Here is a 25,583-nt window from a genome sequence, read left to right on the forward strand (position 1 = left end):
CCTACGGCTCACCACTGACAACTCCGATCCGATCACGCCAGAGGGTTGGGGACGGTGCCGTGCACTGCGGCGTGCGGGCGCTGCGGCCGGTCCCGGTAGCCGTCCAGGTGGAGCCGGTTTCGATTGAGACAGAGCCGGTCGATACGGGGAGTGAGCAGGTCGAACGCTTCGTAGCGGTCCTTGAGCTCGGGGAACCGGCCCTGGTGACGCAGGATCTCCGCTCTGACCAGCGCCCAGAAGTCGGCTTCCGGCACGGCCAAGTGGTCTTCGCACAGAGGCGCGAGGTAGCGGAAGACGCCGATGAAGAGGCCGGAGTGGATGAACTGGGTGAGGAACGCAGGCTCCTCCGTGAGCAGCACGGAACGCACGTCGTGCGGCATCGAATCGTGCTCGGGCAGTGGCTGTGCGCTGACGTTGACGTCGTCGACGAAGTCCTTGATCGCGAGACGTACGGGAACGTCCTGGCCGTCGTAGACGACGATGGCGTTCTCGCCATGCGGGGAGAAGACCGTTCCGTAGCGGTAGAGAAAGTGCAGCAGCGGCGGAAGCAGGGCGGCGAACAGGCGCTGCAGCCAGGCAGCGGGGTCGAGTCCGGAGCGGGTGACGAGCTCGGCGGTGAACGAGCGGCCCTGCGGGTCGGTGTGCAGCAGCGATGCGAGCGTCCTCGCCCGCTCGCCGGGTGCCAGGCGCGGCTGCAAGGGCTCGCGCCAGATCGCACCGAGCAGTTCCTTGTACTGGTACGGCACCTCGGGCAGACGGTCGTAGAGCGGATGCTCGACGCTGACCGACGCGACTTCACCCAGAAGGATCACGCCGCAGTCGTCCCGCAGAAAGGGGTCCTCGTCGCGCAGTCCGTGCACCCAGGCGGTGACGGCGGGGGCGGCAAGCGTGCGCTCGGTCGGCAGGCCGCGCCAGACGAGGGTGTTGAGGATGGACAGCGGCAGCTTGACGGTGTGCCGTTGGGGGCAGTCCAGGTTGACGAAGGTGCGGATGGACTGCTGGGGCAGCCGCAGATCACCGTCGGTCGGCAATGGCACGATCTCGCCACGCGCGATAGCCGGCGCGTAGAGGGGAAGGATCACCTCGTCCCACTGCCAGGGGTGCACCGGCAGGAGCAGGTAGGAGTCCGGGTCGAGCTGCCTGGCGCGCAGGGCGTCGACGAAGGACTCGCGCACGGGGGTGTCGAGTTCGCGGGCGTACAAGTCGCCTGCGGTGGCGAGGGAGGAGACTCCGCGGAAGGAGGCGAGCGATGTACTGACAGCGATCCACGGCAGCCGTGCGGGCCTGCGGGCCTCGGGCGCCCACGCGGCGGTGTCGGTGGCGGAGAAGCCGATACGGCCCTTGTTGAGCACGAGCCAGGGGTGACCGGTCTGGTGACCTTCGAGTTCGGCGTAGCCGAGATCGGCGAGTTCGGCGGCGGCCGGTGCCGTGTGGTCGAGACCCGTGTCGGCGACAAGGGTGACGCTGAGCTCACGGAGCAGGTGGCCGAGGGTGGCGCCGTCGAGGTCGATGAGGTTGCGGGCCCGGACGAGGAAGTCGAGCGGATCGGCATACGGCCTGTCGTCGCACCGGATGGAGTCGGCGTCCACACGCCAGCTTCCGTAGGCACCACGGCGGGCACTGAAGGACAGGCGGACGGCGTCGTCGAGATCGAGGGTGTAGTGAGCGGGCCGGGGGCAGCCGTTCCCGCTCGGAGCTATGCCCGGTGCCTGAGGGCGCTGGGCGTCAGCCTCCCGGTTCCGTTCGCCACCGGCTGACGCAGGTGGCTCACCGGCCTCGTCCCGTACCGGCTCGATGATCTCCTCGTACGCGAACTCGCCGAGCATCTTGGCGAGAAGGCGGGCTCCCGCCCGGTCCCAGCGCTGGGCGGTCAGGCCGGGTGGGCTGAAGGGTGCCGCGGACGGGTGCTCGGAGTCGGAGCTGACAGGAGGCTTGGGCACGGGGACTCCTCGAGTGGAACCGATGCGGGGCGAGCGGTGTATGTAAGGCAGCGGATCGTTCACAGCAGGTTGCGCAGCGCGCGCTCGCGGACCATGAGAGCGGCCCGCTTGCGGGGAAGGTCGATCTCCGCGGAGTAGCGGTAGCCACCGCTGAGGAAGGCGGAGACGGAGGGGGTGTTGCGGAGGTCGGGTTCTGCGATGACGCGTGTACACCGGGGGCGCTTGTCGAAGATGAGATCGGCGACCGCTCTGAGCAGGGTGGAGCCGACGCCGCGGCCGCGGTCGGCGACACCGCCGACGAGGAGGTGAAGGCCGGTGTCATGAGGACGAGCCGGATAGTGCCGCGCCAGGGGATCGAGGTCGGCCCGGTAGATCTCGAAGTAGCTCATGGGCACGCCATCGAGCACACCCAGGCAGGGGAAGCTGCGGCCGTCGCCGTCGAGCTGGGTGCGCAGATGGGCGGCGGTGACGGAGTCGGGTCCCGCCAGCTCCCAGAAGGCTGCGACAGCAGGGTCGTTCATCCAGCGGCTGATCAGGGCCAGGTCCCGCTCGACGCGCACGGGGACGAGCTGGAAGGAGCCGTGGGAGGTGGTCGCCGGCCCCCATTCGGCGAGGTGGTCGAGCAGATCGCCGGCACAGCCGTCGGCCTGCTCGGGGGCGGCGTCGGCCTCGCCCTCCCGGAACAGCGCCAGAAGCTCGTCCGGGATCCGTAGATCGAGGGTGTCCTCGACGCTGTCGGCGAGCTGGGGTGCGGCGGCACCGGCTTCGGTTCCGTTGCTCGCATCGATGGGAGGCATTGCGGCGCTCTCCTCTCGCAGGTCGGTCAGGGGTGTGCTTCCTCAAGAACGAAGGGGGTTGGCGATGGTGACGTAGACGGACTGGGTGTCGACGGGGCCCACGAGCTCGTCGAGGCCGCGCAGCCGGGTCAGCAGATTGGCCTTGGAGCGCAGGGTCGGGGACTCCAGGAGCTGCGCGGGCAGCGGGGAGCCGAGGCCGGTGGCCGCCGCGAGGAAGCGGCGCAGGCCGGCGATGAGGATCCGCTCGTCGGCGAGGCGCTGTGCTCCGAAAGCACCGATCAGGCCGAGGACGTTGTTGATGCCGAGGTAGTAGGCGAAGCGCTCGTCGGTCACCGCGTCGGAGACGAACGTGTCGCTGAGGGTGCCGATGCCGGGGAGACGGCGCTGGAGTTCGTCGCGGTGCGACTCGCGGAAGTAGTAGCCCTGGTTGTCCCGGTAGCGGCCGCCGACGGGCCAGCCTTCGGGGTCGAGGATGACGAGGGTGTTCTGCTGGTGCGCTTCGAGGGCGATGCCCGCGGTGCCGTCCAGCCAGAGCACGGGGCGGACCACGCGGTCGAGGTAGCGCAGGAACCACTCGGCGGCGACGGCGCCGACGGGCCTGCCGGTGCGCACGGCCAGTCGGCCCACGAGCTCGGCGAGGCGCGAGTGCATGCCCGGGTGCCCGGGCCAGGGCCGGAGGGCGGTCAGTCCTGCCATGCAGGCGGCGTCGTCCCCGGGCCCGAACGGGTTGTGCCGGAGCAGGACGTCGAGCCCCGGCACCGGTTCACCGTCGGCGGTGTCCACGGCGAGCCAGGCGGGGTCGCGGACGATGTCGAAACCGGGGTGAGCCGCCCGCCACTGCTTGGCCAGGCCGGTGCGCAGCAGTCGGTGGACCTCGACACCGCGGTGGAGTTCCTTGCGGAGGTTCTCACGACGGGAGTTGGTGATGCGCAGGCCGAGGGAGAGTTTGAGCATGGCGGGGGCGCCGGGGCGGTGCACGGTCCGGATCGAGGAGGTGGGGTGCCAGGGATCTCCGTGGGCGCCGAGGTCATGGAGAAGACCGGCATCAAGGAGTGCGGCGACAGCGGGGCGGTCCCGCAGCTCTCGTGCCTGCCATGGGTGCAGGGGCAGGGCGACGCATCTGTCGGGGAGTGCCAGGTCGCCGCTGAGCCGGGCGGTGAGCTGTTCGGCGGGCAGCGCGCGGCCCTGCTCGGTCCACGCGGAATCGGTGGCGAGGACGGACCGGTCCACGGCCATCCAGTGCAGAGGGAAGGAGCCGTACAACTCCGGTGAATAGCTCCGGATTTCGCTCTCGGAGAGCCCTTCTCGGCTCTTGGGCGTCGGGTGCAGGGGGTGGCCGAGCAGCAGCGACTGCTCGGCGTTGAGGAAGAGATCCGACTCGGCCGCGGGGGTGGGGCGGACGCGGCGGTCGGCGATGAAGTCGGCTGTGCGGCGTACGGAGTCGGCGACGCGGCCGACCAGATCGGTCCCTTCGCTCTGGCCGGCTTCCCGGCTGAGAAGGGCGGCGACGGTCACGGCGTCGACGGCCTGCGCGTCGCGAAGTGCACTCTCCATGGAGGGCGCGCCGAAGCGGTGCAGGCCTGCGGCCGACCAGTAGCGCACAGGGACGAGCAGCGCGGTGCCGCTGGCGTGCAGAGGGATGCGCAGGGCGGGTCCTTCGGGCCTGTCGAGGTTGTTCTCCCGCGCCCAGCAACGGAGCAGGCTCTCGACCGCTGCCGCGTCCGCCGCGCGGTGGGCGTCGGGGTGGTCGAGAAGTTCGGTGTTCAGGGCTCCGACGGGCAGCACCGCAGGAGGCTGCGGTGCACCATGGCTCCCCTGCTGGCGCGGCACCGTCGCCGACTCGGCCGTGAGAGGGCCCTGGTCACCGTCGTGTCGGCGGTCGGCAGCGGTGGAACGGCCGTCGGCCTCGGGGGCGTCGGGAACGGGAATGGGGTTCACGGATGCTTCCTTGCGTTCTGTCCGTCAGGAGGACTGCCTGGTGTCGTTGCGTCCACGCAGGGACCGCTCGGCCGCGGCCAGAGCGTCGGCGAATCGGTCGAGGACGGCCATCGCCTGTTCGTCGGTGAGGGTGAGAGGAGGAAGGAGCCGTACGACGGCGGAGTGCCGGCCGCCGAGTTCGACGATGAGCCCGCGGTCGAGGCACTGCTGCTGGACGGCCGAGGCGAGTTCCGGGGCGGGCGGGGGCACCATCGCGTCCGGGGCCGCGGAATCCGGGTCGACGAGTTCGACGCCGATCATGAGGCCCCGCCCTCGGACGTCCCCGATGCAGGGGTGGGCCGTCGCCAGGCCCTGGAGGCGGCCGAGCATGCGGGCGCCCAGGGTGGCGGCGCGGTCGGCCAGCCGGTTCTCGCGTACGAAGGCGAGTGTGGCCGCACCGGCGGCCATGGCGAGCTGGTTGCCACGGAAGGTGCCTGCGTGCGCGCCTGGTTGCCAGGCGTCGAGCTCGGAGCGGTAGACGATCACAGCCAGCGGGAGGGAGCCGCCGATCGCTTTGGAGAGGACCATGACATCGGGGACGACTCCGCTGTGTTCCACAGCCCAGAAGGTGCCGGTGCGCCCCACTCCGGTCTGCACTTCGTCGGCGATCAGCGGGATGGCGCGGTCCGCGGTGATCTCCCGCATTCTGCGCATCCAGTTGTCGGGGGCCGGGTTCACTCCGCCCTCCCCCTGGACGGGTTCGAGGATCATCCCGGCCGGCATCGGCACACCGCTCTGGGGATCGTCGAGAAGGCTCTCGGTCCACCGCGCGCCCAGTTCGGCTCCGCGCTCACCACCGACGCCGTAGGGACAGCGGTAGTTCTGAGGAAACGGCAGCCGGCTCACCCGGACGTCGGTCGCGCCGCCGGACACGTCGAGGGCACCGGACGTCATGCCGTGATACGCACCGGTGAAGGCAAGAAGCCCGGAGCGGCCGGTCGCCTTGCGCACGAGCTTGAGGGCCGCTTCGACGGCGTCGGTGCCCGCGGGCCCGCAGAACTGGATGCGGGCGTCATCGGCCAACTCCCGGGGCAGCGTGGCAAAGAGCTCGGTGGTGAAGGCGTCCTTGACCGGGGTCGCGAGGTCCAGGACGTGGAGGGGTGCGCCGGAGTCGAGGACCTTCTTGATGGCTTCGAGCACCACCGGGTGGTTGTGACCGAGCGCCAGGGTCCCCGCCCCGGAGAGGCAGTCCAGGTAGCGCCGGCCGTCCGCACCCTCGATCGTGAGCCCTCGTGCGCGCACGGGAACGATGGGCAGCGAGCGCGCGTAGGTCCTGGCCGCGGACTCGCGCAGCGACTGCCGACGGAGAATTCCCTCATGCGCGGCCGGCGGCGCCGGAGCAGGTTCGGTCACGGCCACGGCTGTTGGTCCTCCAGCTGTAACAGTTGCGTTGCACATCGGTACGGCGTCCGTACGCCGCCCACCTGGGATGAACGCTGTCCTGGTGTCCCCCGTACGTACCAACGACGCCGGAAGCCGGAGATCACGGGCAATCGGAAGATCCTTGGGCCGGCGGAACCGCGAACCTGCCGCGTGCCGTCCCCAACGGCACCGGCATAGTGGGGGACGCCTTCCGGCTCCGGGCATCACCGCCGGGAGCGGGGGCCCTTGTAGGGTTCCGGCAGTTCGACGGTTCAATAGCTCATCAGTTCTGAAGTCCCAGGGGGATCACGACATGCGACCCATTCGCCCGAAGCTGGCAGCGGCATCCTTCGCCGCCGTGCTCGCACTGGCTGCCACTGCCTGCGGTCCGAGCGAGGACAACGCGGGCGACAAGCCGAGCGCCGCCGCCAGCGAGTCCACCGACGGCAAGATCACCATTCCGGACGATCTCAAGGACCGGCTCAAGGAGCACGGGATCGATCTGGACAAGTGGAAGAACGGCGAGTGGAAGAACTGGGACCGGGACAAGTGGCTGCGCGAGGCCCAGGACTTCGTCAACCCGATCATCGAGGACCTGTGGGACCCGGACCGGATGCGTGAGGCGGAGAAGCCGCCGGAGAAGCCGGTCGACCCCGACATCTCCGGTGACGAGGGTGTCACCGACCCGACGCCGGACCCGGTGAAGGCGCAGGCGGTGAAGGCCCCGTACAACTCCAGCGAGCCCGAGGCGGGCAAGCTCCTCTTCGACGGCCCCGACGGTTCCATGGTCTGTTCGGCGACCGTCGTGAAGGACCCGGCGCACCCCGGCAAGTCCAACATGGTGTGGACGGCGGGCCACTGCGTGCACGCAGGCAAGAACGGCGGCTGGTACCGCAACATCGCCTTCGTGCCGTCGTACAACGACAGCGCCAAGTCCACCGCCGAGCTGGCGAAGGCGCCCAGGGAAGAGATCGCTCCGTACGGTGTGTGGTGGGGCGACTGGGCCCAGACGTCCGAGCAGTGGATCAACCAGGGTGCGGCGACGGGCGGTCAGGGCGCGCCGTACGACTACGCCGTGATCCATGTGACCCCGGAGAAGGGCGGCACGGGCAAGTCGCTGGAGGAGACGGTCGGTTCCGCGCTCCCCGTCGACTTCAACGCACCGGCCGCGACGGACATCGCCAAGATGACCGCCACGGGGTACCCGGCGGCGCCGCCGTTCGACGGCGAGAAGATGTTCCAGTGCGCCGACAAGCCGGGCCGTCTCTCCCTCAAGGCCGACGAGCCCACGATGCACCGCATCGGGTGCACCATGACCGGCGGTTCGTCCGGCGGCGGCTGGGTGGCCGAGGGCCAGGACGGCAAGCCCGCGCTGGTGTCCAACACCTCGATCGGCCCGGTCACGGCCGGCTGGCTGGCCGGCCCGCGCCTGGGTGACGGGGCGAAGGCCATCTACGACGCCGTGAGCAAGAAGTTCGCCGGCCAGTAGGCACGGTTTCGAAGGAATGAAGGGCAGGGGCCCGTGGCCGGGCGGTCGCGGGCCCCTGCCTTCTCCATGCGGGCATCCGGCGTTGAGCGTTGGCCCGGCGTTCTGAACCGGCGTTCGCCAGTGCCCGCGGAGCCCAATGACGTCCCGCCTCGTGGAGACTCCGTGCAGGTGAGGGTCCGCCCCAACTCCGTGGCATGCCACCGTCATAGAGTGGCCCCGCGGTAGCGGGCGGCCCCGGAAGGCCGCCCTTTCGCATGACCGGTGCACGGCCTGTCACGTGACGCGTTCATGACGCATTCCGCAGCACGTCAGAAGCATCTACAGAAAGCACCTTCAGGGGGAATCGTTTCCATGCGATCCATACGTCCGCTGGTGGCCGTCATCGGCACCGCCGCGGCGCTCGCGCTGACGGCCACCGCATGTGGCCCGGGTGAGGACAAGGCCGCCGACAAGCCCGCTTCTTCCAGCTCCGCCGCCGATCAGGGCGGCGCCGAGATTCCCGCGGATCTGGCCGACCGGCTCAAGGAGCACGGTGTCGACCCGGAGAAGTGGAAGAACGGCGAGTGGAAGAACTGGAACAAGGACACGTGGCTGCGTGAGGCCAAGGACTTCGTCAACCCGGTGATCGAGGGACTGTGGAAGCCCGAGCGGATGACGACGGCCAAGGCGCCGGCGAAGACGCTCGCCGCCGGCGACATCTCCGGCGATCAGGACGTCACCGACCCGGAGCCGCGCCCGGTGCAGGCCGTCCCGGAGAAGAAGCCGTACGTCCAGAACGCCGCACCGGTCGGCAAGGTCTTCTTCGATGCCCCGCAGGGCTCGATGGTCTGCTCGGCCACCGTCGTCAAGGACCCGAAGAACCCGGGCAAGTCCAACCTCGTCTGGACCGCGGGTCATTGTGTCCACGCCGGTCAGGCGGGCGGCTGGTACCGCAACATCGCCTTCGTCCCCGCCTACAACAGCAAGGGCCAGTCCCCCGCGGCGCTGGAGTCCGCGCAGCCGCAGGACGTCGCTCCGTTCGGCGTGTACTGGGCGGACTGGGTCTCGACCTCCGGCGAGTGGATCAGCCAGGGCGGTCCCACCGGTGGCACGGGCGCTCCGTACGACTACGCCGTGATGCATGTGAAGCCGGAGCGGGGCGGCAAGTCGCTGGAGGAGACCGTCGGAGTCGCGCTCGACGTGAACTTCGCCGCTCCCGAGGCACGGAGCATCAGCTCGATGGGCGCGTGGGGCTACCCGGCAGCACCGCCGTACGACGGCGCGATCATGCACAAGTGCATCGACCGTCCCGGCCGTCTCTCCATCGCGCCGGGCACGCCCACGATGTGGCGGATCGGCTGCACGATGACCGGCGGTTCGTCCGGCGGCGGATGGTTCGCCACCCAGCCGAACGGCAAGCTCGCGCTCGTGTCCAACACGTCCATCGGCCCGGTCACCTCGGGCTGGCTGGCGGGCCCGCGCCTGGGTGAGGGCGCGCAGCAGATCTACACGACGATGAGCGACAAGTTCGCGAACCAGTAGACCCGGCGCGGGACGTCACCCTCGGGTGAGCGCGGACCACCACCGCCGGACAGCCCGCGCAACAGAGCGACGGCGCCCGCCCCTCTCGACGAGGGGCGGGCGCCGTCGGCTGTGATCAGTGCGCGATCAGTCGGGCGATCAGTGAGGCACCGGTACATAGGGGGCCAGCGCGGCGGCCAGCTCCTCGTGCACCCGCGCCTTGAGCAGAGTGCCCTCCGTGGTGTGCTCCTCGGAGAGGACCTCACCGTCGGCGTGCACCCGCGAGACCAGGCTGCCCTGCGTGTACGGAACGAGTGCCTCGATCTCGACCTCGGGCCGCGGCAGTTCGATGTCGATGAGCGCCAGCAGCTCGTCGATACCCTTGCCGGTCCGGGCCGACACCGCGATCGCGTGCCGCTCGATGCGCAGCAGTCGCTGCAGCACCAGCGGGTCGGCCGCGTCCGCCTTGTTGATCACCACGATCTCGGGTACGTCGACCGCACCCACATCGCGGATCACCTCACGCACGGCGGCCAGCTGCTCCTCCGGTGCGGGGTGCGAGCCGTCCACCACGTGCAGGATCAGATCGGCGTCACCGACCTCTTCCATGGTGGAGCGGAACGCCTCGACGAGGTGGTGCGGCAGATGCCGTACGAACCCGACGGTGTCGGCCAGCGTGTAGAGCCGGCCGCTCGGCGTCTCGGCTCGGCGGACGGTCGGGTCCAGGGTGGCGAACAGGGAGTTCTCCACCAGGACACCGGCGCCCGTGAGGCGGTTGAGCAGGGACGACTTTCCGGCGTTGGTGTAACCGGCGATCGCCACGGAAGGCACCTTGTTGCGCCGGCGCTCCTGCCGCTTGATCTCGCGGCCGGTCTTCATCTCCGCGATCTCCCGGCGCATCTTCGCCATCTTCTCGCGGATCCGACGACGGTCCGTCTCGATCTTGGTCTCACCGGGGCCTCGGGTGGCCATGCCGCCACCGCCGCCGCCACCCATCTGCCGGGACAGCGACTGACCCCAGCCGCGCAGCCTCGGCAGCATGTACTGCATCTGTGCCAGGGCCACCTGCGCCTTGCCCTCTCGGGACTTGGCGTGCTGGGCGAAGATGTCGAGGATCAGTGCGGTCCGGTCGACCACCTTGACCTTGACGACGTCTTCCAGGTGGATCAGCTGGCCGGGGCTCAGCTCACCGTCGCAGACAACGGTGTCGGCGCCGGTCTCGAGCACGATGTCCCGCAGCTCCTGCGCCTTGCCGGAGCCGATGTAGGTGGCCGGGTCCGGCTTGTCGCGGCGCTGGATGACACCGTCGAGGACCAGGGCGCCCGCCGTCTCGGCGAGGGCCGCAAGCTCTGCGAGGGAGTTCTCCGAGTCCTGCACCGTCCCCGTGGTCCAGACACCGACGAGCACCACGCGCTCCAGGCGCAGCTGCCGGTACTCGACCTCGGTGACGTCCTCGAGCTCGGTGGAGAGGCCCGCCACACGCCGTAGCGCCGCACGCTCGGAACGGTCGAACTGATCGCCGTCCCGGTCTCCGTCGATCTCGTGGCTCCAGGCGACGTCCTCTTCCATCAGGGCATCGGCCCGAAGGCTCTCGGTGCGCGTCTCCGCGAAACTCTGCTCGTCCTGGGAAGGGGATGAAGAGGAGGTCATTGGATCCTTTGCGTCGAAGAAAAATGCCGTGACGTGCCGGAGAGCTCCGGTACGTATGTCAGTGACAACGGGTGACGGGCCCGGATCATTCCCGTGGGGAGATTCCGGCCCCGGCCGCGTCGCCGACCTGATGATGGTCGCACGGTGCCTCCGGGGCCGTCACCCTTATTTCACCGGGCCGCGGCCTGCTTCGGAGCCGTGGTACGCCAGTCCGGGTGGCCCGGCATGGCCGGGGTCCGCTGCCCGTAGAGCCACTCACGGAAGAACACCGAGAGGTCACGCCCCGCGATCTCGGAGGCGAGTGCGGTGAAGTCCGCGGTGGTCGCGGTGCCGTCCCGGTGCTCACTCACCCAGGTCCGCTCCAACTTCTCGAAGGCCTCCTTGCCGATCGTCTGCCGCAGTGCGTAGAGGGCCAGCGCGCTGCCGTCGTAGACCACCGGGCGGAAGAGGCTGATCTTCTTCCCCGGGGCGGGCGGCTTCGGTGCCGCCGGCGGGCCGCCGTCGGTCCGCCACTGGTCGGAGTGCTTGTACGCCTCGCGCATCCGGCTCTCGACCGTGTGGCCGGACTTCTCCTCCGCGTAGAGGGCTTCGTACCAGGTGGCGTGGCCTTCGTTGAGCCACAGGTCGGACCAGGTGCGGGGTGAGACGCTGTTGCCGAACCACTGGTGGGCCAGCTCGTGCACCATGATCGAGTCGACGTACCACTCCGGGTAGGCGGGGTTCGTGAAGAGCGCGCGTTCGAACAGCGAGAGGGTCTGGGTCTCCAGCTCGTACCCGGTGTCGGCGTCGGCGACCAGCACGCCGTAGGTCTCGAAGGGGTAGCGGCCGGCCTTCTCCTCCATCCACTCGAGCTGGCCGGGCGTCTTCGCCAGCCACTTCTCCAGCCGGTCCCGGTCCTTCGCGGGGACCACGTCGCGCACGGGCAGTCCGCCGGGGCCGTGGCGGTTCACCACGGCCGAGGAGCCGATGGAGACCTGCGCCAGCTCGGTGGCCATGGGGTGGGCGGTGCGGTAGGACCAGGTGGTGGTGGTGCCGTTCCGGCGCTTCGACTCGGCGAGCCCGTTGGCCACCGCCGTGAGCTGGCTGGGGGCGGTGATGCGGAAGGTGAAGAACGCCTTGTCGGCGGGATGGTCGTTCGACGGGAACACCCGGTGGGCGGCGTCGGCCTGGTTGGCCATGGCCAGCCCGTCCCCGGTGCGCACCCAGCCGCCCGCACTGGCCGCGCCCCTCGGGTCGCTGGTGTGCGCGACGGTGATGCGCACCTGGGAGCCGCGTTGAAGGGCGACGGCCGGTTCGACGACGAGGTCCTCGCCCGCGGTGGCGAACTCGGCCGGAAGGCCGTTCACCACGACTTCGCTCACCGTGCCGTGGGTGAAGTCGAGGTTGATGCGGTCGAGCCGCTGGGTGGCGACGGCGTCGATCCTGGTGACGGCGTCCAGCGGTGTGGTGTTGGTGCCGTTGTAGGTGAGGTCGATGTCGTAGGCGACCACGTCGTAGCCGGGATTGCCGAGGTGCGGGAACAGCGGGTCGCCGATGCCGAGCGGCGTCGGTGACGGCAGGGCGGCGGCGACGAGGGTGGCCGACGCGGCGGCCAGCAGGGCGGCACGCAGACGGCGCCGGGAAGAGAGCAGCATGCCCTACCGCTACCAGCGCGTACGGCGGCGGCGGTGACGACGCGCGTCGCGCCACCCGAACGAGGTCAGGTGGTGGCCGCCGGATGCTGGGTGCGGCTCACGTCGTACACCCCCGGCACATCGCGCATGGCGCGCATCAGGGCGGGAAGCCCGGCCGCGTCGGGGAGTTGCAGGGTGTAGGTGTGGCGGACGCGCGACTGGCTCGGCGGCTCGACGGTCGCGGAGACGATGGCGGCGCCCTCGGTGGCGATGGCCTCGGTGAGATCGGCGAGGAGCCGGGGACGGCCGAAGGACTCGGCGACCAGGGTGACCCGGCATGCGGCGGCGTCGCCCCAGCTGACCTTGATCGGCTCGCGCTCCAGGGACCTCATCCGCGCGACGGCGGAACACTCCTCGCGATGGACGGTCACCACTCCGCCGCGTACGGCGAAGCCGGTGACGGCGTCGGGCGGTACGGGTGTACAACAGCCGGCGAGCCGTACGGTCGCGTCGGGCAGATCGACGACCGCGTTCGCGTCGGCGGGCCGCTCGGTGGTGACGGGTACGGGCCGGCGGGGCGCCGCCGCCGCGTCCTTGGTCTCTTCGGGGTTGGCCTGGAGCCAGGTGGTGATGGCGATGCGCGCCGCGGGCGTGCGGGCGTGGTCGAGCCATTCCGGCGAGGGCCCCGATGCGGAGTCGTGGGCAAGCAGCAGATGCACCGTGTCGCCGTCGCTGAGCACCGTACTCAGCGTCGCCAGACGGCCGTTGACGCGCGCGCCGATGCAGGCGTGGGCCTCGTCGCCGTACTGCGCGTAGGCGGCGTCGACGCAGCTCGCGCCTGCGGGCAGACCGAGCATCCGCCCGTCGGCACGGAAGACCGTGATCTCGCGGTCCTGCGCCAGATCGGCGTGCAGCGACGTCCAGAAGGTGTCGGGGTCCGGCGTGGACTCCTGCCACTCCAGCAGCCGCGAGAGCCAGCCCGGCCGGGTGGGGTCGGCGCGCTCGCCGTCGGCCGGTTCCGCACCTTCCAGGGGTACGTACGGATTGCCGAGCGCGATGACGCCGGCCTCGGCGACCTTGTGCATCTGGTGCGTACGGATGAGGACTTCGGCGACCGCACCGTCCGGGCCCGCGACGGCGGTGTGCAGCGACTGGTACAGGTTGAACTTGGGGGCGGCGATGAAGTCCTTGAACTCGGAGATCACCGGCGTGAAGCAGGTGTGCAGTTCGCCGAGGACCGCGTAGCAGTCGGCATCCTCGCCGACGAGGACCAGCAGGCGTCCGAAGTCCGTGCCGCGCAGATCGCCGCGCTTGAGGCTGACGCGGTGAACGGAGACGAAGTGCCGCGGCCTGATGAGGACTTCGGCGGTGATGTCCGCCTCCCGCAGCACCGCGCCGAATCGCTCCGCCATGGCATCGAGCAGCTCTCCGGCGGCGGTGTTCTCGGCGATCAAGGCGCGGGTCTGCTCGTACTCCTCCGGGTGAAGGATGGCGAAGACGAGGTCTTCCAGCTCGGTCTTGAGCGCCTGGACGCCGAGCCGTTCGGCGAGCGGGATGAGGACGTCGCGGGTGACCTTGGCGATGCGGGCCTGTTTCTCGGGGCGCATCACGCCGAGCGTGCGCATGTTGTGCAACCGGTCCGCGAGCTTGATGGACATGACGCGGACGTCGTTGCCGGTGGCGACGAGCATTTTCCGGAAGGTCTCGGGTTCGGCGGCGGCGCCGTAGTCGACCTTCTCCAGCTTGGTGACTCCGTCGACGAGATAGGCGACTTCGGCGCCGAACTCCGCCTTCACCTGCTCCAGCGTCACATCGGTGTCCTCGACGGTGTCGTGGAGCAGAGACGCCGTCAACGTCGTGGTCTCGGCGCCCAGTTCGGCGAGGATCAGCGTGACCGCGAGCGGATGGGTGATGTAGGGCTCGCCGCTCTTGCGGAACTGTCCGCGGTGCGACGTCTCCGCCAGGACGTACGCCTTGTGCAGGATGGCGAGGTCGGCGTCGGGGTGGTGGGCGCGGTGCGCTTCGGCGACATGCCCGATGGCGTCGGGCAGCCGGTCACGCCCGGCGGGTCCGAGGAGCGCGGCACGCCCCAGCCGGCGGAGGTCGATCCTGGGACGGCCGCGTCTGCGGCTGTGGGCACCAGGGTTGGCGGCCTCTGCACTCATGGGGGCACCTCCGGCAACAATCGACCGGCGGTGGAAGAGCAGGCGTGCCCTCCGGGCCGGTGCTTGATGCTACCGAGCCCACCACGTGGCGCAGTCCGGCTCTCGCTGAGCGTGAACCGGATCACCCATTCGAGCGAAGCTCTATCCGAGCGGGGTTTCGGTCTGTGCGAGGAGACCGGACTCGATGTACCCCTCGGCGACGATCACAGCGGGCCCGGTCATCTCGACCTCTCCGTCGGGACGCTCCGTGATCACCAGCCGTCCGCCCGGCAGATCCACGGTGTACGTCACGGGGACACCGGTGGCCGCGGGGTCGATGCCGTCCCTGCGGGCCGCCGCGACGGCGACGGCGCAGGCACCGGTGCCGCAGGAGCGGGTCTCGCCGGAGCCGCGTTCGTGCACCCGCATGGCGACATGGCGTTCACCGCGGTCGACGACGAACTCGACGTTCACCCCGTCCGGGTAGACGGCCACCGGGGAGAAGGACGGTTCGGTGTACAGGGTGCCCGCGTCGTCGAGGTGCTCGACGAAGGCGACGGCGTGCGGATTGCCCATGTTCACGTTCTGTGTGGGCCAACTGTGGTCCTGCACCGTGACGGTGACGGACTGTCCGGGCAGGGCCGCCCGGCCCATCGACACGGTGATGTCACCCGCGTCGGCTCCGCTGCCGGGTGCGCCCTTCGCGATGTGCACGGTCTTGACGCCGCCGCGGGTGGCCAAGGCGAGATCGCCGGACTCGACATGGCCCGCCCGCTGGAGGTAGCGGGCGAAGACGCGTACGCCGTTGCCGCACATCTCGGCAATGGACCCGTCGGCATTGCGGTAGTCCATGAACCATGCGGCCTCGTCCGCCATGGCCCGCGCCTCGGGATGGGCCGCGGAGCGCACGACGTGCAGCAGCCCGTCGCCGCCGATGCCGGCCCGGCGGTCGCACAGCCGCCCGACGACGGGCGCGGGCAGGTCGATGACGTTGTCCGGGTCGGGGACGATCACGAAGTCGTTCTCGGTCCCGTGACCCTTGAGGAAGGGGACCGCCGAGGTCTGCGAGGTGCTCACGCCGTCCATCGTACGAGGATGGTGCGACAACGGGTGATCCGAGGCGGACTCCCCGGCGCGACCGAGGGGTGCGCCGCGGCAGGAGTCAGCGGAGGCGGGCCACGCGCCAGACGGCGAGCGTGACGATCACGACGCCCACGCCGACGTAGAGGGCGATGACACGCCAGTCGGGACGTTCGCCGGAGCCGCGGGGCGGCAGTCCGGGCCAGATGTGGCCGACCCGGCGGGCGGCCATGACGCCCCAGCCCGCGGCGCAGCAGCTGATCAGGAGGCCCAGCATGGCGACGACCGCGCCGCCGTCCCCGGTGCCGAAGGCGAGGGGGAAGGCGAACATCAGCGAGCCGAGGGCGGCGAGCATCACGATGGGGGCGAGCTGCCAGATCCGCAGCCGGCGCGGCGGCCGGAGTTCGACCTCGACCTCGTCCGCGAGAACGTCCTGCTCGTCGGGTCCGTCAGGGCTCAACCGGGACGCGCTGTCCGTCGCGCCCAGCGGTTGTTGCTCTGTGTCATGAGGGCCGGCCTCCATCGCCACGCGCCCTCCCAACTCGGACTCACCGTCGATCGATGCTCGATGATGGCACGGTCCGGGGCGCCGAAATGACGGGCAGGGCGTCCCGATGCCATCACGTGATCAGGCTGTGACCGCTCGTTCGACCAACGTCAGCGCCTGATGCGGAAGTTCCTCCCGGTGGGCGGCAGCCCCGCTCAGCCAGTGCACACGCGGGTCCCTGCGGAACCACGAATCCTGACGGCGCGCGAAGCGTTTGGTAGCGCGTACGGTCTCCGCGCGCGCCTCCTGCTCGGTGCACTCCCCCGCGAGCGCCGTGAGGACCTGCTGGTAGCCGAGCGCGCGTGAGGCCGTGCGCCCCTCCCGCAGTCCCAGCGCCTCCAGGGCGCGCACCTCGTCGACGAGCCCCGCCTCCCACATCCGGTCGACACGCAGCGCGATGCGTTCGTCGAGCTCGGGCCGCTCGACGTCGACGCCGATCTGCACGGTGTCGTAGACGGCGTCATGGCCGGGCAGATTGGCGGTGAAGGGCCGGCCGGTGATCTCGATCACTTCGAGTGCTCGGACGATACGGCGGCCGTTGCTGGGGAGGATCGCCTTGCCCGCGCCGGGATCGGCGGCGGCGAGCCGGTCGTGCAGAGCGCCGGGGCCGAGCTCGGCGAGTTCGTCCTCCAGGCGGGCGCGGATCGCCGGGTCGGTGCCGGGGAATTCGAGGGCGTCGATGGCACCGCGTACGTACAGCCCGGAACCGCCGACGAGAACCGGGGTGCGGCCCGCGGCGAGCAGCCGGTCGATCTCCGCGCGGGCCAGCCTCTGGTACTCGGCGACGCTCGCGGCCTCGGTGACGTCCCAGATGTCGAGGAGATGGTGCGGGACGCCGCCGCGCTCGCCGGGCGTCAGTTTGGCGGTGCCGATGTCCATCCCCCGGTAGAGCTGCATGGAGTCGGAGTTGACGACCTCGCCCCCGAGCTGCTGGGCGAGAAAGACACCCAGATCGGACTTTCCGGCCGCGGTGGGACCGACGACGGCGATGACCCGCGGTGCGGGAGCTGCAGTTCTCACCGACCCAGTTTCGCAAACATGCGGAGGAGTCCCCGAACGAGCGAGGTGACGGTACGGCCGGGGGTTCGTTGCCTGTTGCGAGGTTCCGAACGCCGGTTTACCGACCGGTGCCCGCGGGCGGCGCAAGGAGACGCTCCGGGCGGTACGGAACTTCGCCCACACGAGTAGGTTTTGGAGTAGATATGGGCGTTTTTTCACGTTTCCGCCGTAAGGCGACACCCGAGGCGCCGTCCGAGGAGACGAACGCCGCGCCGGTGACGGCGGAGGACCCGGCCGATGGCGCTGCCGAAGCAGTCTCCGACGCGGCCTCGGAGACCGCCCGCGAGGCCGCCCCCGAGGCGGAGGCGTCCCCGGTGACGCCGGAGGCCGCCACGTCCGACGAGCCGGAGGCCGCGGAGGCCCCCAGCGCCGACGTCGTGGAGATCCCGAAGCAGCAGTCGGCCGAGGAGGCGGCGGAGACGACAGCGGGCGAGAGCGCGCGCACCTGAGGTTGCTCGGCAGCCACCAAACCGCCTGCTCTCCGGGCCGGCGGTACTGAACGGCGGACGGCCGCGGAACGACATGTCCGCGGCCGTCCGCCGTTGAGTCGACGGGCCCGGGAGCGCACCACTACCGGTCCAGGGCCGGGGGCCGGTCCAGGACCAGGTGGCCGGTCTAGGACCAGGTGGCCACGAAGTAGCCGACGCCGTACGGAGCGTCGTCGTACAGCAGCCGGCCCTCCGGATCGGCGCCCTCGGCCGCCCCGGCGAGAACCTGCCACGGGGCCCGGCCCGCCGCCTTGAGTTCGTGCGCCAGGGACTCGTCCAGCGCCTTCAGCGCCTCGACATCGGCGTCGCCGAGCGCACGCGCGGCGAGTGCGTCGAAGTCCGCGGCACGCTCGTCCAGGTATCCCGGTGCCTTGAGCGTGCGGCAGGCGCTGCCGTCGCCCATCACCAGCAGAGCGACCCGCCCGGCCCGGGCACCGAGCTCCCGCCCCGTCTCGGCGCAGCGTTCGGCAGAGAGGTCCTCGCCGACACCGAGGCCCTCCACCGGGCCCGACCACTGGGCGCGGTCGAGCAGCCAGGCACCGACCGCGAGAGGCAGCGGCAGGATCCGGTCCAGCGTCTGAGCCCGGTCGTCGCCGAGGCGGACATCGACGTCCACGCCGAAGCCACGGAAGGAACCGGGCGCCCCGGCGGCATACGGACCGCTGTCGCTCTCACCGGTGGGCCCGACCACGACCAGCAGATCGGGGCGGGCGGCGGCGAGCACCCCGAGGGCATCCGCGCACGCGGTGCGCGCCACGTCGAGTTCGGGCGCGGCCCCCGCGGCGACCTCGGGCACGAGCAGCGGCGGACTGGGGCACACGGCGGCGGCGACAAGCATGATCGGCAGCCTAGTCCGCCCGGGCAAGCCGCGGCGCGGTCGGTCGAAAGCCCCGCGGAGGGCCTGGCGGCGTCCAGTCGCTCAGGCCCCGTCCGGACCCGGTCCTGGGCCCTGTCCGGGCGATCTTGTCGGGCCTGTGACGACAGCTACGGCACTCCCCCGTAGCCCTTCGGGCACGGGAGATGCCCCCACGCTGTGTTGCCTGAGTCGCCCGAGTACGACCAGTACGACCATCTCCCCCAGCCTCCGGCGGGGGTGCCCCCACCGCCGTGCGATGCACCGCATCCGACGCCACAGGCTGATCCTCGAAGACCGCCCGGACAGGACCTAGTCGCAGCCGCAGCCCGGTGCCGCGGCCGCCGGAAGCGGCTCCGGGACGCCGATCTTCGGCAGACCCAGCATCACGCCCGCGGGCTGCGCCGCCTGCGTGGCATTGCGCTTCTCCCAGGCGTCGCCCGCGCGGGTGCGGCGCACCGACGTGGCCCGGCCCTCCGCGAGCAGATGGTGCGGCGCCGCGTAGGTGATCTCGACCGTCACCACGTCGCCCGGCCGTACCGCCTCGTCCGGCTTGGTGAAGTGCACCAGGCGGTTGTCGGGCGCACGGCCCGACAGACGGTGGGTGGCACCGTCCTTGCGGCCCTCACCCTCGGCGACCATGACGTCGAGGACCCGGCCGACCTGCTTCTTGTTCTCCGCCCAGGAGATCTCCTCCTGGAGGGCGACCAGACGCTCGTAGCGCGCCTGCACGACCTCCTTGGGGATCTGGCCGTCCATGGTGGCGGCCGGAGTGCCGGGGCGCTTGGAGTACTGGAAGGTGAAGGCGTTCGCGAAACGTGCCTCGCGCACCGTGTGCATCGTCTGCTCGAAGTCCTCGTCGGTCTCGCCGGGGAAGCCCACGATGATGTCGGTGGAGATGGCGGCGTGCGGGATCGCGGTGCGCACCTTCTCGATGATCCCGAGGAAACGCTCCTGCCGGTACGAGCGACGCATGGCCTTGAGCACGGTGTCCGAACCGGACTGCAGCGGCATGTGCAGCTGCGGCATCACGTTCGGGGTCTCGGCCATGGCCGCGATGACATCGTCCGTGAAGTCGCGCGGGTGCGGCGAGGTGAAGCGCACGCGCTCGAGACCCTCGATCGCACCGCAGGCGCGCAGCAGCTTGCTGAACGCCTCACGATCGCCGATGTCGGAGCCGTACGCGTTGACGTTCTGGCCGAGCAGGGTGATCTCGGAGACGCCCTCGGCGACGAGTGCCTCGATCTCGGCGAGGATGTCGCCCGGCCGGCGGTCCTTTTCCTTGCCGCGGAGCGCGGGGACGATGCAGAAGGTGCACGTGTTGTTGCAGCCGACGGAGATCGAGACCCAGGCCGCGTACGCCGACTCGCGGCGGGTCGGCAGCGTCGAGGGGAAGGCCTCGAGCGACTCGGCGATCTCGACCTGCGCCTCTTCCTGGACGCGGGCGCGCTCCAGCAGGACGGGCAGCTTGCCGATGTTGTGCGTACCGAAGACGACGTCGACCCAGGGCGCTCTGGTGACGATCGTGTCGCGGTCCTTCTGGGCCAGGCAGCCTCCGACGGCGATCTGCATGCCGGGCCGCTTGGTCTTCATCGGGGCGAGCCGGCCGAGATTGCCGTACAGCTTGTTGTCCGCGTTCTCCCGCACCGCGCAGGTGTTGAAGACGACGACATCGGCGTCACCGTCGGCCCCCTCGGGCGCACGGACGTATCCGGCACCCTCCAGCAGGCCCGACAGGCGCTCGGAGTCGTGGACGTTCATCTGGCACCCGTAGGTGCGCACCTCGTAAGTTTTCGCACTCATCGCGCCAACCAGGGTACGGGGTGGCACCGGCCCTCCGCCCCGGCCTTCCACGAGGCAGGGCCTGGCCATCACAGGGAGTGAGCTGGCAGGATCGCCAGCATGCTCCAGCCCTTGTCCCGTGTCAGCCGTCGTCGTGCTCTGCAGACGTCGGCCACCGCGCTCGCGGTGGTGGGACTGCTGCTCTGGTGGCTGCTGCCCTTCGGCAGTACCTCGCCCGAGGGCTCGATCACGTTCAGTACGGGCTCGCAGAGCGGTGTCTACCAGCGATACGGCGTGCTGCTGAAGGACGCGCTCGCCAAGGACCTGCCGGACGTCGACATAGATCTGCGGCTCAGCGAGGGGTCGCAGGAGAATCTGGCGCGGGTGGCCTCCGGCGAGGCCGACTTCACCATCGCCACCGCCGATGCCGTCGCGAAGTACAAGCGCGAGAACAAGGCGGGCGCGGAGCGGCTGCGGGGCTGTGCGCGCCTGTACGACGACTATGTCCAGCTCGTGGTGCCCCGGAACTCGCCGGTGTTCAATATCGAGGACCTGCGCGGCAGAAAGGTCGGCGTGGGCCAGGTGGGGTCAGGAGTGCGTCTGGTCGCCGAGCGGCTGCTGACCGCCGCGGGCATCGATCCCAAGAGCGACATCACGGCCGTGCCTGCCGGCATCGACACCATGCCGTCGCAGCTGGAGCGCGGAAAGCTCGACGCCTTCTTCTGGTCGGGCGGTCTGCCCACCAGCACCGTGCAGAAGCTGTCGGAGCGCTACCAGATCCGGCTCGTGCCGCTGGAGTCGGAACTGGTGGAGAAACTGCACGTCGCCAGCGCGGCGAACTACTACCGCTCGGCCATCATGCCGCCCGACGCCTACCTCGAGGCGCAGAGCGGGGCGACCGTACCGACGATGGCGGTGGCGAACCTGCTGGTGACGACCGACCGGATCGACCCGGCAATGGTGGAGGGGTTCACCCGTACGGTGATCAGGAGCCGCGACCGGATCGGCAACACCGTCCATCCCGCCCAGCTGGTGGATCTGCGGACCGCGGTCTACACCGACCCGCTGCCACTGCACGAGGGCGCCCGGCGCTACTACAGCTCCTCGAAGCCCTGAGCGAGTACGGCTCCGCTTCACGCGAGAGCGGCTGCGGCTCCCCCACACCCTGAGCCCCGCCAGGACCGGCCGCTCGCGGCATCCCTCACGGAGACGTGCGCGGCACACTCACCGTCACCACAAGTCCGCGCGGATCATGGTGCGCGTAGGAGATCCGACCGCCGCCCGCCGACAGCAGGGCACGCGAGATGGACAGTCCGAGGCCCGAGCCCTTGACGTTCTGGTGGCGGCCGCTGCGCCAGAAGCGGTCGCCGACGCGCGTGAGCTCCTCGTCGGTCAGGCCGGGTCCGCAGTCGGTGATCACGATGGTGGACCTCTCGCCGTTGGAGGCGACCGTCACCGTGACCTCCTCACCCGCCGGCGTGAACTTCAGGGCGTTGTCGATCACCGCGTCCAGGGCGCTGGACAGGGCGATCGGGTCGACCCAGGCGGTGACCGCGGCCCGGTGCTCGACGAGCCGGATGCCCTTCTCCTCGGCGAGCGGACGCCAGGCGGCGACGCGTTCTGCCGCCAGCTCACCGATGTCGGTGAGCTGCAGATCCGCGGCGGCGTGCTCGGCCAGCGCCAGGTCCAGCAGATCGTCGAGGACCTGGGCGAGACGCTTCCCCTCGGTACGGACGGAGGCGATCTCCTCGTTGCCTTCGGGCAGTTCGAGGGCGAGGAGTTCGATACGCAGCAGCAGCGCGGCCAGGGGGTTGCGCAGTTGGTGGGAGGCGTCGGCGACGAACGCGCGCTGCTGTTCCAGCACTTGCTCGACGTTGTCCGCCATCTCGTTGAACGAGCCGGCCAGCCGTCTGAGCTCGGGCGGCCCGCCGGCCGCGGCGACCCGCGACTTCATCCGGCCCGTCGCGATGTCGTGCGTGGCGGCGTCGAGGACGCGGACCGGCCGCAGCACCCACCCGGTCAGACGGATGGCCGCGCCGACGGCGACCAGCATGGCCGCGCTCTCGCCGGCGATGATCAACAGCCAGCCGCGCAGCACTCGCGAGCGCAGCTGGCTGGTGGGTGAGTCGGTGAAGACGACCGCGACGACGTCCCCGTCCCGTACGACGGGCGAGGCGACGACGAGACGGCCGCCCTGCTGCCACGGCCACACCTGCGGCGGGTCCTGGCTGCGGCGGCCCGACAGGGCGTCCCTGAAGGCCTCGCGGCCCTCGCCGTCCGTCGGCACGGACCAGTCCTCGGGCGCGCGGGCCAAGGCATCGCCGTCACGGTAGAAGACGGCGGCCTTGATGCCGTACGTGGCGTGGTAGCGGCGGAGCTGCTCCTGGAGCGTGGAGCGCCGCTCGTCCAGGCTGGAAGGATCGGTGACGAACTGCGCGAGCGCCGCGAAGCGCACCGTGTCGTCGATACGGTCCACGACCACCCGCTGCTGCTCCGCCGCCGCGACGCTCACCGCGAGCGGAAAGCCGAGCGCGAGCAGCACGCCCGCCATGAGGACGATGAGGAGCGGAAGAAGTCGGGTACGCACAGGGAGTTACACGGCCGGGGCGACCAGGCGGTAGCCGACGCCACGCACGGTCTCGATCAGTGCGGGCATCCGGAGCTTGGAGCGCAGGGAGGCGACGTGCACCTCGAGCGTGCGGCCGGTGCCTTCCCAACTGGTGCGCCAGACCTCGCTGATGATCTGTTCCCGGCGGAAGACGACACCGGGCCGCTGGGCGAGCAGCGCCAACAGGTCGAACTCCTTGCGGGTGAGCTGTACCGGGGCGCCGTCGACGCTGACGCGCCGGGTGGGCAGCTCGATGGTCACGGCACCGAGCCGCAGCGCCTCGTCACCCACGACCACCGCCGGTTCGTCGCCTCCCGACTTGCGCCGGCTGACGGCGTGGATACGGGCCAGCAGTTCGCCGGTGTCGTACGGCTTGACGACATAGTCGTCGGCGCCGAGGTTGAGGCCGTGGATCCGGGAGCGCACATCGGCGCGTGCGGTCACCATGATCACCGGGGTCGACGTGATCTTCCGGAGTTTTCCGCACACTTGGTAGCCGTCCTGGTCGGGCAGCCCCAGGTCGAGCAGGACGACGCCGAACGGCGGCTTGTCGGGGTGCGTCGCCGGCAGCACCGCGTGCAGGGCCTGCTCGCCGTTGCGAGCGTGCACGACGTCGAAACCGTGCCGGGCGAGCACCGCGGACAGGGCGGCGGCGACATGGTCGTCGTCCTCGACGAGCAGCAGCCTCATGGCCCCCCTTCGGTCGTGCGGTCTTCCGGCGTACCAGGGCATCAAGGCCGATTCCCGGGCGGACAGTCAAGAGACTTTCCCACTCCCGACGCTTTCCGTTATCCACCCGGTACGCCGACCGTACGCCCTGCGTCAGCGCGTTCACACATAGTGTCCGTTTGCAGCCGGATCGTTATGCTCAATTTCAGCTCAGATGTAATGACGCTGGTCGCGGTGCGTGACTAAGGTCCTTCCAACCGAGGAGGACGGAGCTAGAAGCCGATGAGCGGAGTGTCAGTGACCAAGGGCGCCGACGACGCCGTACCCGCAGCGGGCGACCTGGTCGTGCTGAGCAACGTGAACAAGCACTTCGGCGCGTTGCATGTGCTCCAGGACATCGACCTGACGATCACTCGCGGCGAGGTCGTCGTGGTGATCGGACCGTCCGGGTCCGGTAAGTCCACGCTGTGCCGCACCGTCAACCGTCTGGAGACGATCGACTCCGGAGCGATCTCGATCGACGGCAAGCCGCTGCCCCAGGAGGGCAAGGAGCTGGCCCGGCTGCGTGCCGATGTCGGCATGGTCTTCCAGTCGTTCAACCTCTTCGCGCACAAGACCGTCCTGGAGAACGTGACTCTGGGCCAGGTCAAGGTGCGCAAGACGGACAAGAAGGCCGCCGAGGAGAAGGCGCGAGCACTTCTCGACCGTGTGGGCGTCAGCGCCCAGGCCGACAAGTACCCCGCCCAGCTCTCGGGCGGCCAGCAGCAGCGCGTCGCGATCGCGCGGGCACTGGCGATGGACCCCAAGGTCATGCTGTTCGACGAGCCGACCTCGGCCCTCGACCCCGAGATGATCAACGAGGTCCTCGAGGTCATGCAGCAGTTGGCCCGTGACGGAATGACGATGGTGGTCGTCACCCACGAGATGGGCTTCGCCCGGTCCGCCGCCAACCGGGTCGTGTTCATGGCAGATGGCAAGATCGTCGAAGAGGCCACCCCCGAGGAGTTCTTCAGCAACCCGCGCAGCGACCGGGCCAAGGACTTCCTGTCGAAGATCCTTCACCACTGAGTCCTGGATCCCCCCGATCCGCATCACTTCGCGTCAACTCTAGGGAAATCATCATGAAGCTTCGCAAGGTCACCGCCGCTTCGGCCACCGTGTTCGCGCTTGCCCTGACCGCCACTGCCTGCGGCTCGGACGACAAGGACAGCGGCTCGGGCGACTCGGGCGGCAAGAAGATCACCGTCGGTATCAAGTACGACCAGCCGGGCCTCGGCCTGAAGACGCCTGACGGCAAGTTCACCGGCTTCGACGTGGACGTCGCCAACTACGTCGCCAAGGAGCTCGGCTACGCCCCGGGCGACGTCGAGTTCAAGGAGACGAAGAGCGCCGACCGCGAGACCGCGCTGGCCCGCGGCGACGTGGACTTCATCGCCGCCACGTACTCGATCAACGACGAGCGCGCGCAGAAGGTCGACTTCGCCGGCCCCTACTTGCTCGCCCACCAGGACCTGCTGATCCGGTCGGACGACAACGTCGCCAAGGGCGATGACCTCAACGGCAAGAAGCTCTGCTCGGTCACCGGCTCCACGTCCGCCCAGAACGTGAAGAAGGACTTCGCGCCGAAGGCCCAGCTGAAGCAGGTCGGCACCTACTCCGAGTGCCTCAGCGCCCTCCAGAGCGGCGCCGTCGACGCGCTGACCACGGACGACTCGATCCTCGCCGGCTTCGCCGCGCAGGACCAGTACAAGGGCAAGTTCAAGCTCGCCGGTCTGAAGCTGAGCAACGAGAACTACGGCATCGGCGTCAAGAAGGGCGACAAGGCGATGGTCGACAAGATCAACGCCGCGCTCGAGAAGATGGTCAAGGACAAGGCCTGGGACAAGGCCGTGACGGACAACTTCGGTCCGGCCAACTACAAGAACGAGCCCGCCCCGAAGATCGGCAACATCGTCAAGTGAAGCAGGGCTGACCCGGCACGCCGCCACTGACGGCGGCGTGCCGCGCCCTCCTACACGCGGAAGC

20 protein-coding genes are annotated in these 25,583 nt (G+C 70.0%); 6 read left to right on the forward strand and 14 right to left on the reverse strand.

Features of this window, described 5'->3' with window-relative positions:
• Positions 1–32: 32 nt before the first annotated feature.
• Genes RPQ07_RS09650 through RPQ07_RS09665 form a run of 4 tightly spaced genes read right to left on the reverse strand, consistent with a single transcriptional unit; the run spans position 33 to position 6,073 of the window.
• Positions 33–1,940 carry an IucA/IucC family protein gene (locus tag RPQ07_RS09650; RefSeq protein WP_413777720.1) on the reverse strand — a complete coding sequence of 636 codons (1,908 nt, stop codon included), beginning with the start codon at positions 1,938–1,940 and terminating at the stop codon, positions 33–35.
• Positions 1,941–1,999: 59 nt separating this feature from the next.
• Positions 2,000–2,737, reverse strand: a complete 738-nt coding sequence (locus tag RPQ07_RS09655; RefSeq protein WP_313943695.1) for a GNAT family N-acetyltransferase — start codon at positions 2,735–2,737, stop codon at positions 2,000–2,002.
• A 42-nt stretch (positions 2,738–2,779) separates the two neighbouring features.
• Positions 2,780–4,675 (reverse strand): IucA/IucC family protein, encoded by a 1,896-nt coding sequence (locus RPQ07_RS09660; RefSeq protein WP_313943696.1) that lies wholly within the window; start codon positions 4,673–4,675, stop codon positions 2,780–2,782.
• A gap of 24 nt (positions 4,676–4,699) precedes the next feature.
• Complete coding sequence (locus RPQ07_RS09665; protein WP_313943697.1) at positions 4,700–6,073, reverse strand: diaminobutyrate--2-oxoglutarate transaminase family protein; 1,374 nt, start codon at positions 6,071–6,073, stop codon at positions 4,700–4,702.
• A gap of 316 nt (positions 6,074–6,389) precedes the next feature.
• On the opposite strand from RPQ07_RS09665, the gene RPQ07_RS09670 reads away from it, so the two are divergent.
• Positions 6,390–7,565 (forward strand): hypothetical protein, encoded by a 1,176-nt coding sequence (locus RPQ07_RS09670; RefSeq protein WP_313943698.1) that lies wholly within the window; start codon positions 6,390–6,392, stop codon positions 7,563–7,565.
• Between the two features lie 351 nt (positions 7,566–7,916).
• Positions 7,917–9,086, forward strand: coding sequence for a hypothetical protein (locus RPQ07_RS09675; RefSeq protein ID WP_313943699.1), 1,170 nt, complete (start codon positions 7,917–7,919; stop codon positions 9,084–9,086).
• 138 nt (positions 9,087–9,224) lie between these two features.
• Here RPQ07_RS09675 and hflX read toward each other — a convergent pair whose 3' ends face one another.
• From hflX to miaA, 6 genes are all read right to left on the reverse strand, one after another.
• Positions 9,225–10,715, reverse strand: a complete 1,491-nt coding sequence (hflX, locus tag RPQ07_RS09680; protein WP_313943700.1) for a GTPase HflX — start codon at positions 10,713–10,715, stop codon at positions 9,225–9,227.
• A gap of 170 nt (positions 10,716–10,885) precedes the next feature.
• Positions 10,886–12,349 carry a M1 family metallopeptidase gene (locus RPQ07_RS09685; protein WP_313943701.1) on the reverse strand — a complete coding sequence of 488 codons (1,464 nt, stop codon included), beginning with the start codon at positions 12,347–12,349 and terminating at the stop codon, positions 10,886–10,888.
• 65 nt (positions 12,350–12,414) lie between these two features.
• Positions 12,415–14,493, reverse strand: coding sequence for a RelA/SpoT family protein (locus tag RPQ07_RS09690; protein WP_313943702.1), 2,079 nt, complete (start codon positions 14,491–14,493; stop codon positions 12,415–12,417).
• A 141-nt stretch (positions 14,494–14,634) separates the two neighbouring features.
• A complete protein-coding gene (dapF, locus tag RPQ07_RS09695; protein WP_313943703.1) occupies positions 14,635–15,558 on the reverse strand; it encodes a diaminopimelate epimerase in 924 nt (307 codons plus the stop codon).
• 76 nt (positions 15,559–15,634) lie between these two features.
• Positions 15,635–16,075: a hypothetical protein gene (locus RPQ07_RS09700; protein WP_313948836.1), complete on the reverse strand. Its 441-nt coding sequence runs from the start codon at positions 16,073–16,075 to the stop codon at positions 15,635–15,637.
• Between the two features lie 105 nt (positions 16,076–16,180).
• Positions 16,181–17,119, reverse strand: coding sequence for a tRNA (adenosine(37)-N6)-dimethylallyltransferase MiaA (gene miaA / locus RPQ07_RS09705; protein ID WP_313943704.1), 939 nt, complete (start codon positions 17,117–17,119; stop codon positions 16,181–16,183).
• Between the two features lie 182 nt (positions 17,120–17,301).
• On the opposite strand from miaA, the gene RPQ07_RS09710 reads away from it, so the two are divergent.
• The gene (locus RPQ07_RS09710; RefSeq protein ID WP_313943706.1) at positions 17,302–17,607 is read left to right on the forward strand and encodes a hypothetical protein; all 306 of its coding nucleotides are present in this window, start codon (positions 17,302–17,304) and stop codon (positions 17,605–17,607) included.
• A gap of 166 nt (positions 17,608–17,773) precedes the next feature.
• Here RPQ07_RS09710 and RPQ07_RS09715 read toward each other — a convergent pair whose 3' ends face one another.
• Together RPQ07_RS09715 and miaB are read right to left on the reverse strand one after the other, a co-directional pair.
• Complete coding sequence (locus RPQ07_RS09715) at positions 17,774–18,484, reverse strand: class III extradiol dioxygenase subunit B-like domain-containing protein (protein ID WP_313943707.1); 711 nt, start codon at positions 18,482–18,484, stop codon at positions 17,774–17,776.
• 327 nt (positions 18,485–18,811) lie between these two features.
• A complete protein-coding gene (gene miaB / locus RPQ07_RS09720) occupies positions 18,812–20,302 on the reverse strand; it encodes a tRNA (N6-isopentenyl adenosine(37)-C2)-methylthiotransferase MiaB (RefSeq protein WP_313943708.1) in 1,491 nt (496 codons plus the stop codon).
• A gap of 99 nt (positions 20,303–20,401) precedes the next feature.
• Between miaB and RPQ07_RS09725 the strand changes: the two genes are divergently transcribed.
• Entirely contained in the window at positions 20,402–21,397 is a 996-nt protein-coding gene (locus tag RPQ07_RS09725; protein ID WP_313943709.1) for a TAXI family TRAP transporter solute-binding subunit, read from the forward strand.
• Positions 21,398–21,482: 85 nt separating this feature from the next.
• On the opposite strand, the gene RPQ07_RS09730 is transcribed toward RPQ07_RS09725, so the two are convergent.
• Entirely contained in the window at positions 21,483–22,868 is a 1,386-nt protein-coding gene (locus tag RPQ07_RS09730) for a HAMP domain-containing sensor histidine kinase (protein WP_313943710.1), read from the reverse strand.
• Between the two features lie 6 nt (positions 22,869–22,874).
• Entirely contained in the window at positions 22,875–23,579 is a 705-nt protein-coding gene (locus RPQ07_RS09735; RefSeq protein ID WP_313943711.1) for a response regulator transcription factor, read from the reverse strand.
• A 261-nt stretch (positions 23,580–23,840) separates the two neighbouring features.
• Here RPQ07_RS09735 and RPQ07_RS09740 point away from each other — a divergent pair, with 261 nt between their 5' ends.
• Positions 23,841–24,626 (forward strand): amino acid ABC transporter ATP-binding protein, encoded by a 786-nt coding sequence (locus tag RPQ07_RS09740; protein ID WP_313943712.1) that lies wholly within the window; start codon positions 23,841–23,843, stop codon positions 24,624–24,626.
• A 53-nt stretch (positions 24,627–24,679) separates the two neighbouring features.
• Entirely contained in the window at positions 24,680–25,519 is an 840-nt protein-coding gene (locus RPQ07_RS09745; protein ID WP_313943713.1) for a glutamate ABC transporter substrate-binding protein, read from the forward strand.
• Positions 25,520–25,583: the final 64 nt, after the last annotated feature.

The organism is Streptomyces sp. AM8-1-1 (assembly GCF_032229325.1).
GTDB lineage: Bacteria > Actinomycetota > Actinomycetes > Streptomycetales > Streptomycetaceae > Streptomyces > Streptomyces achmelvichensis.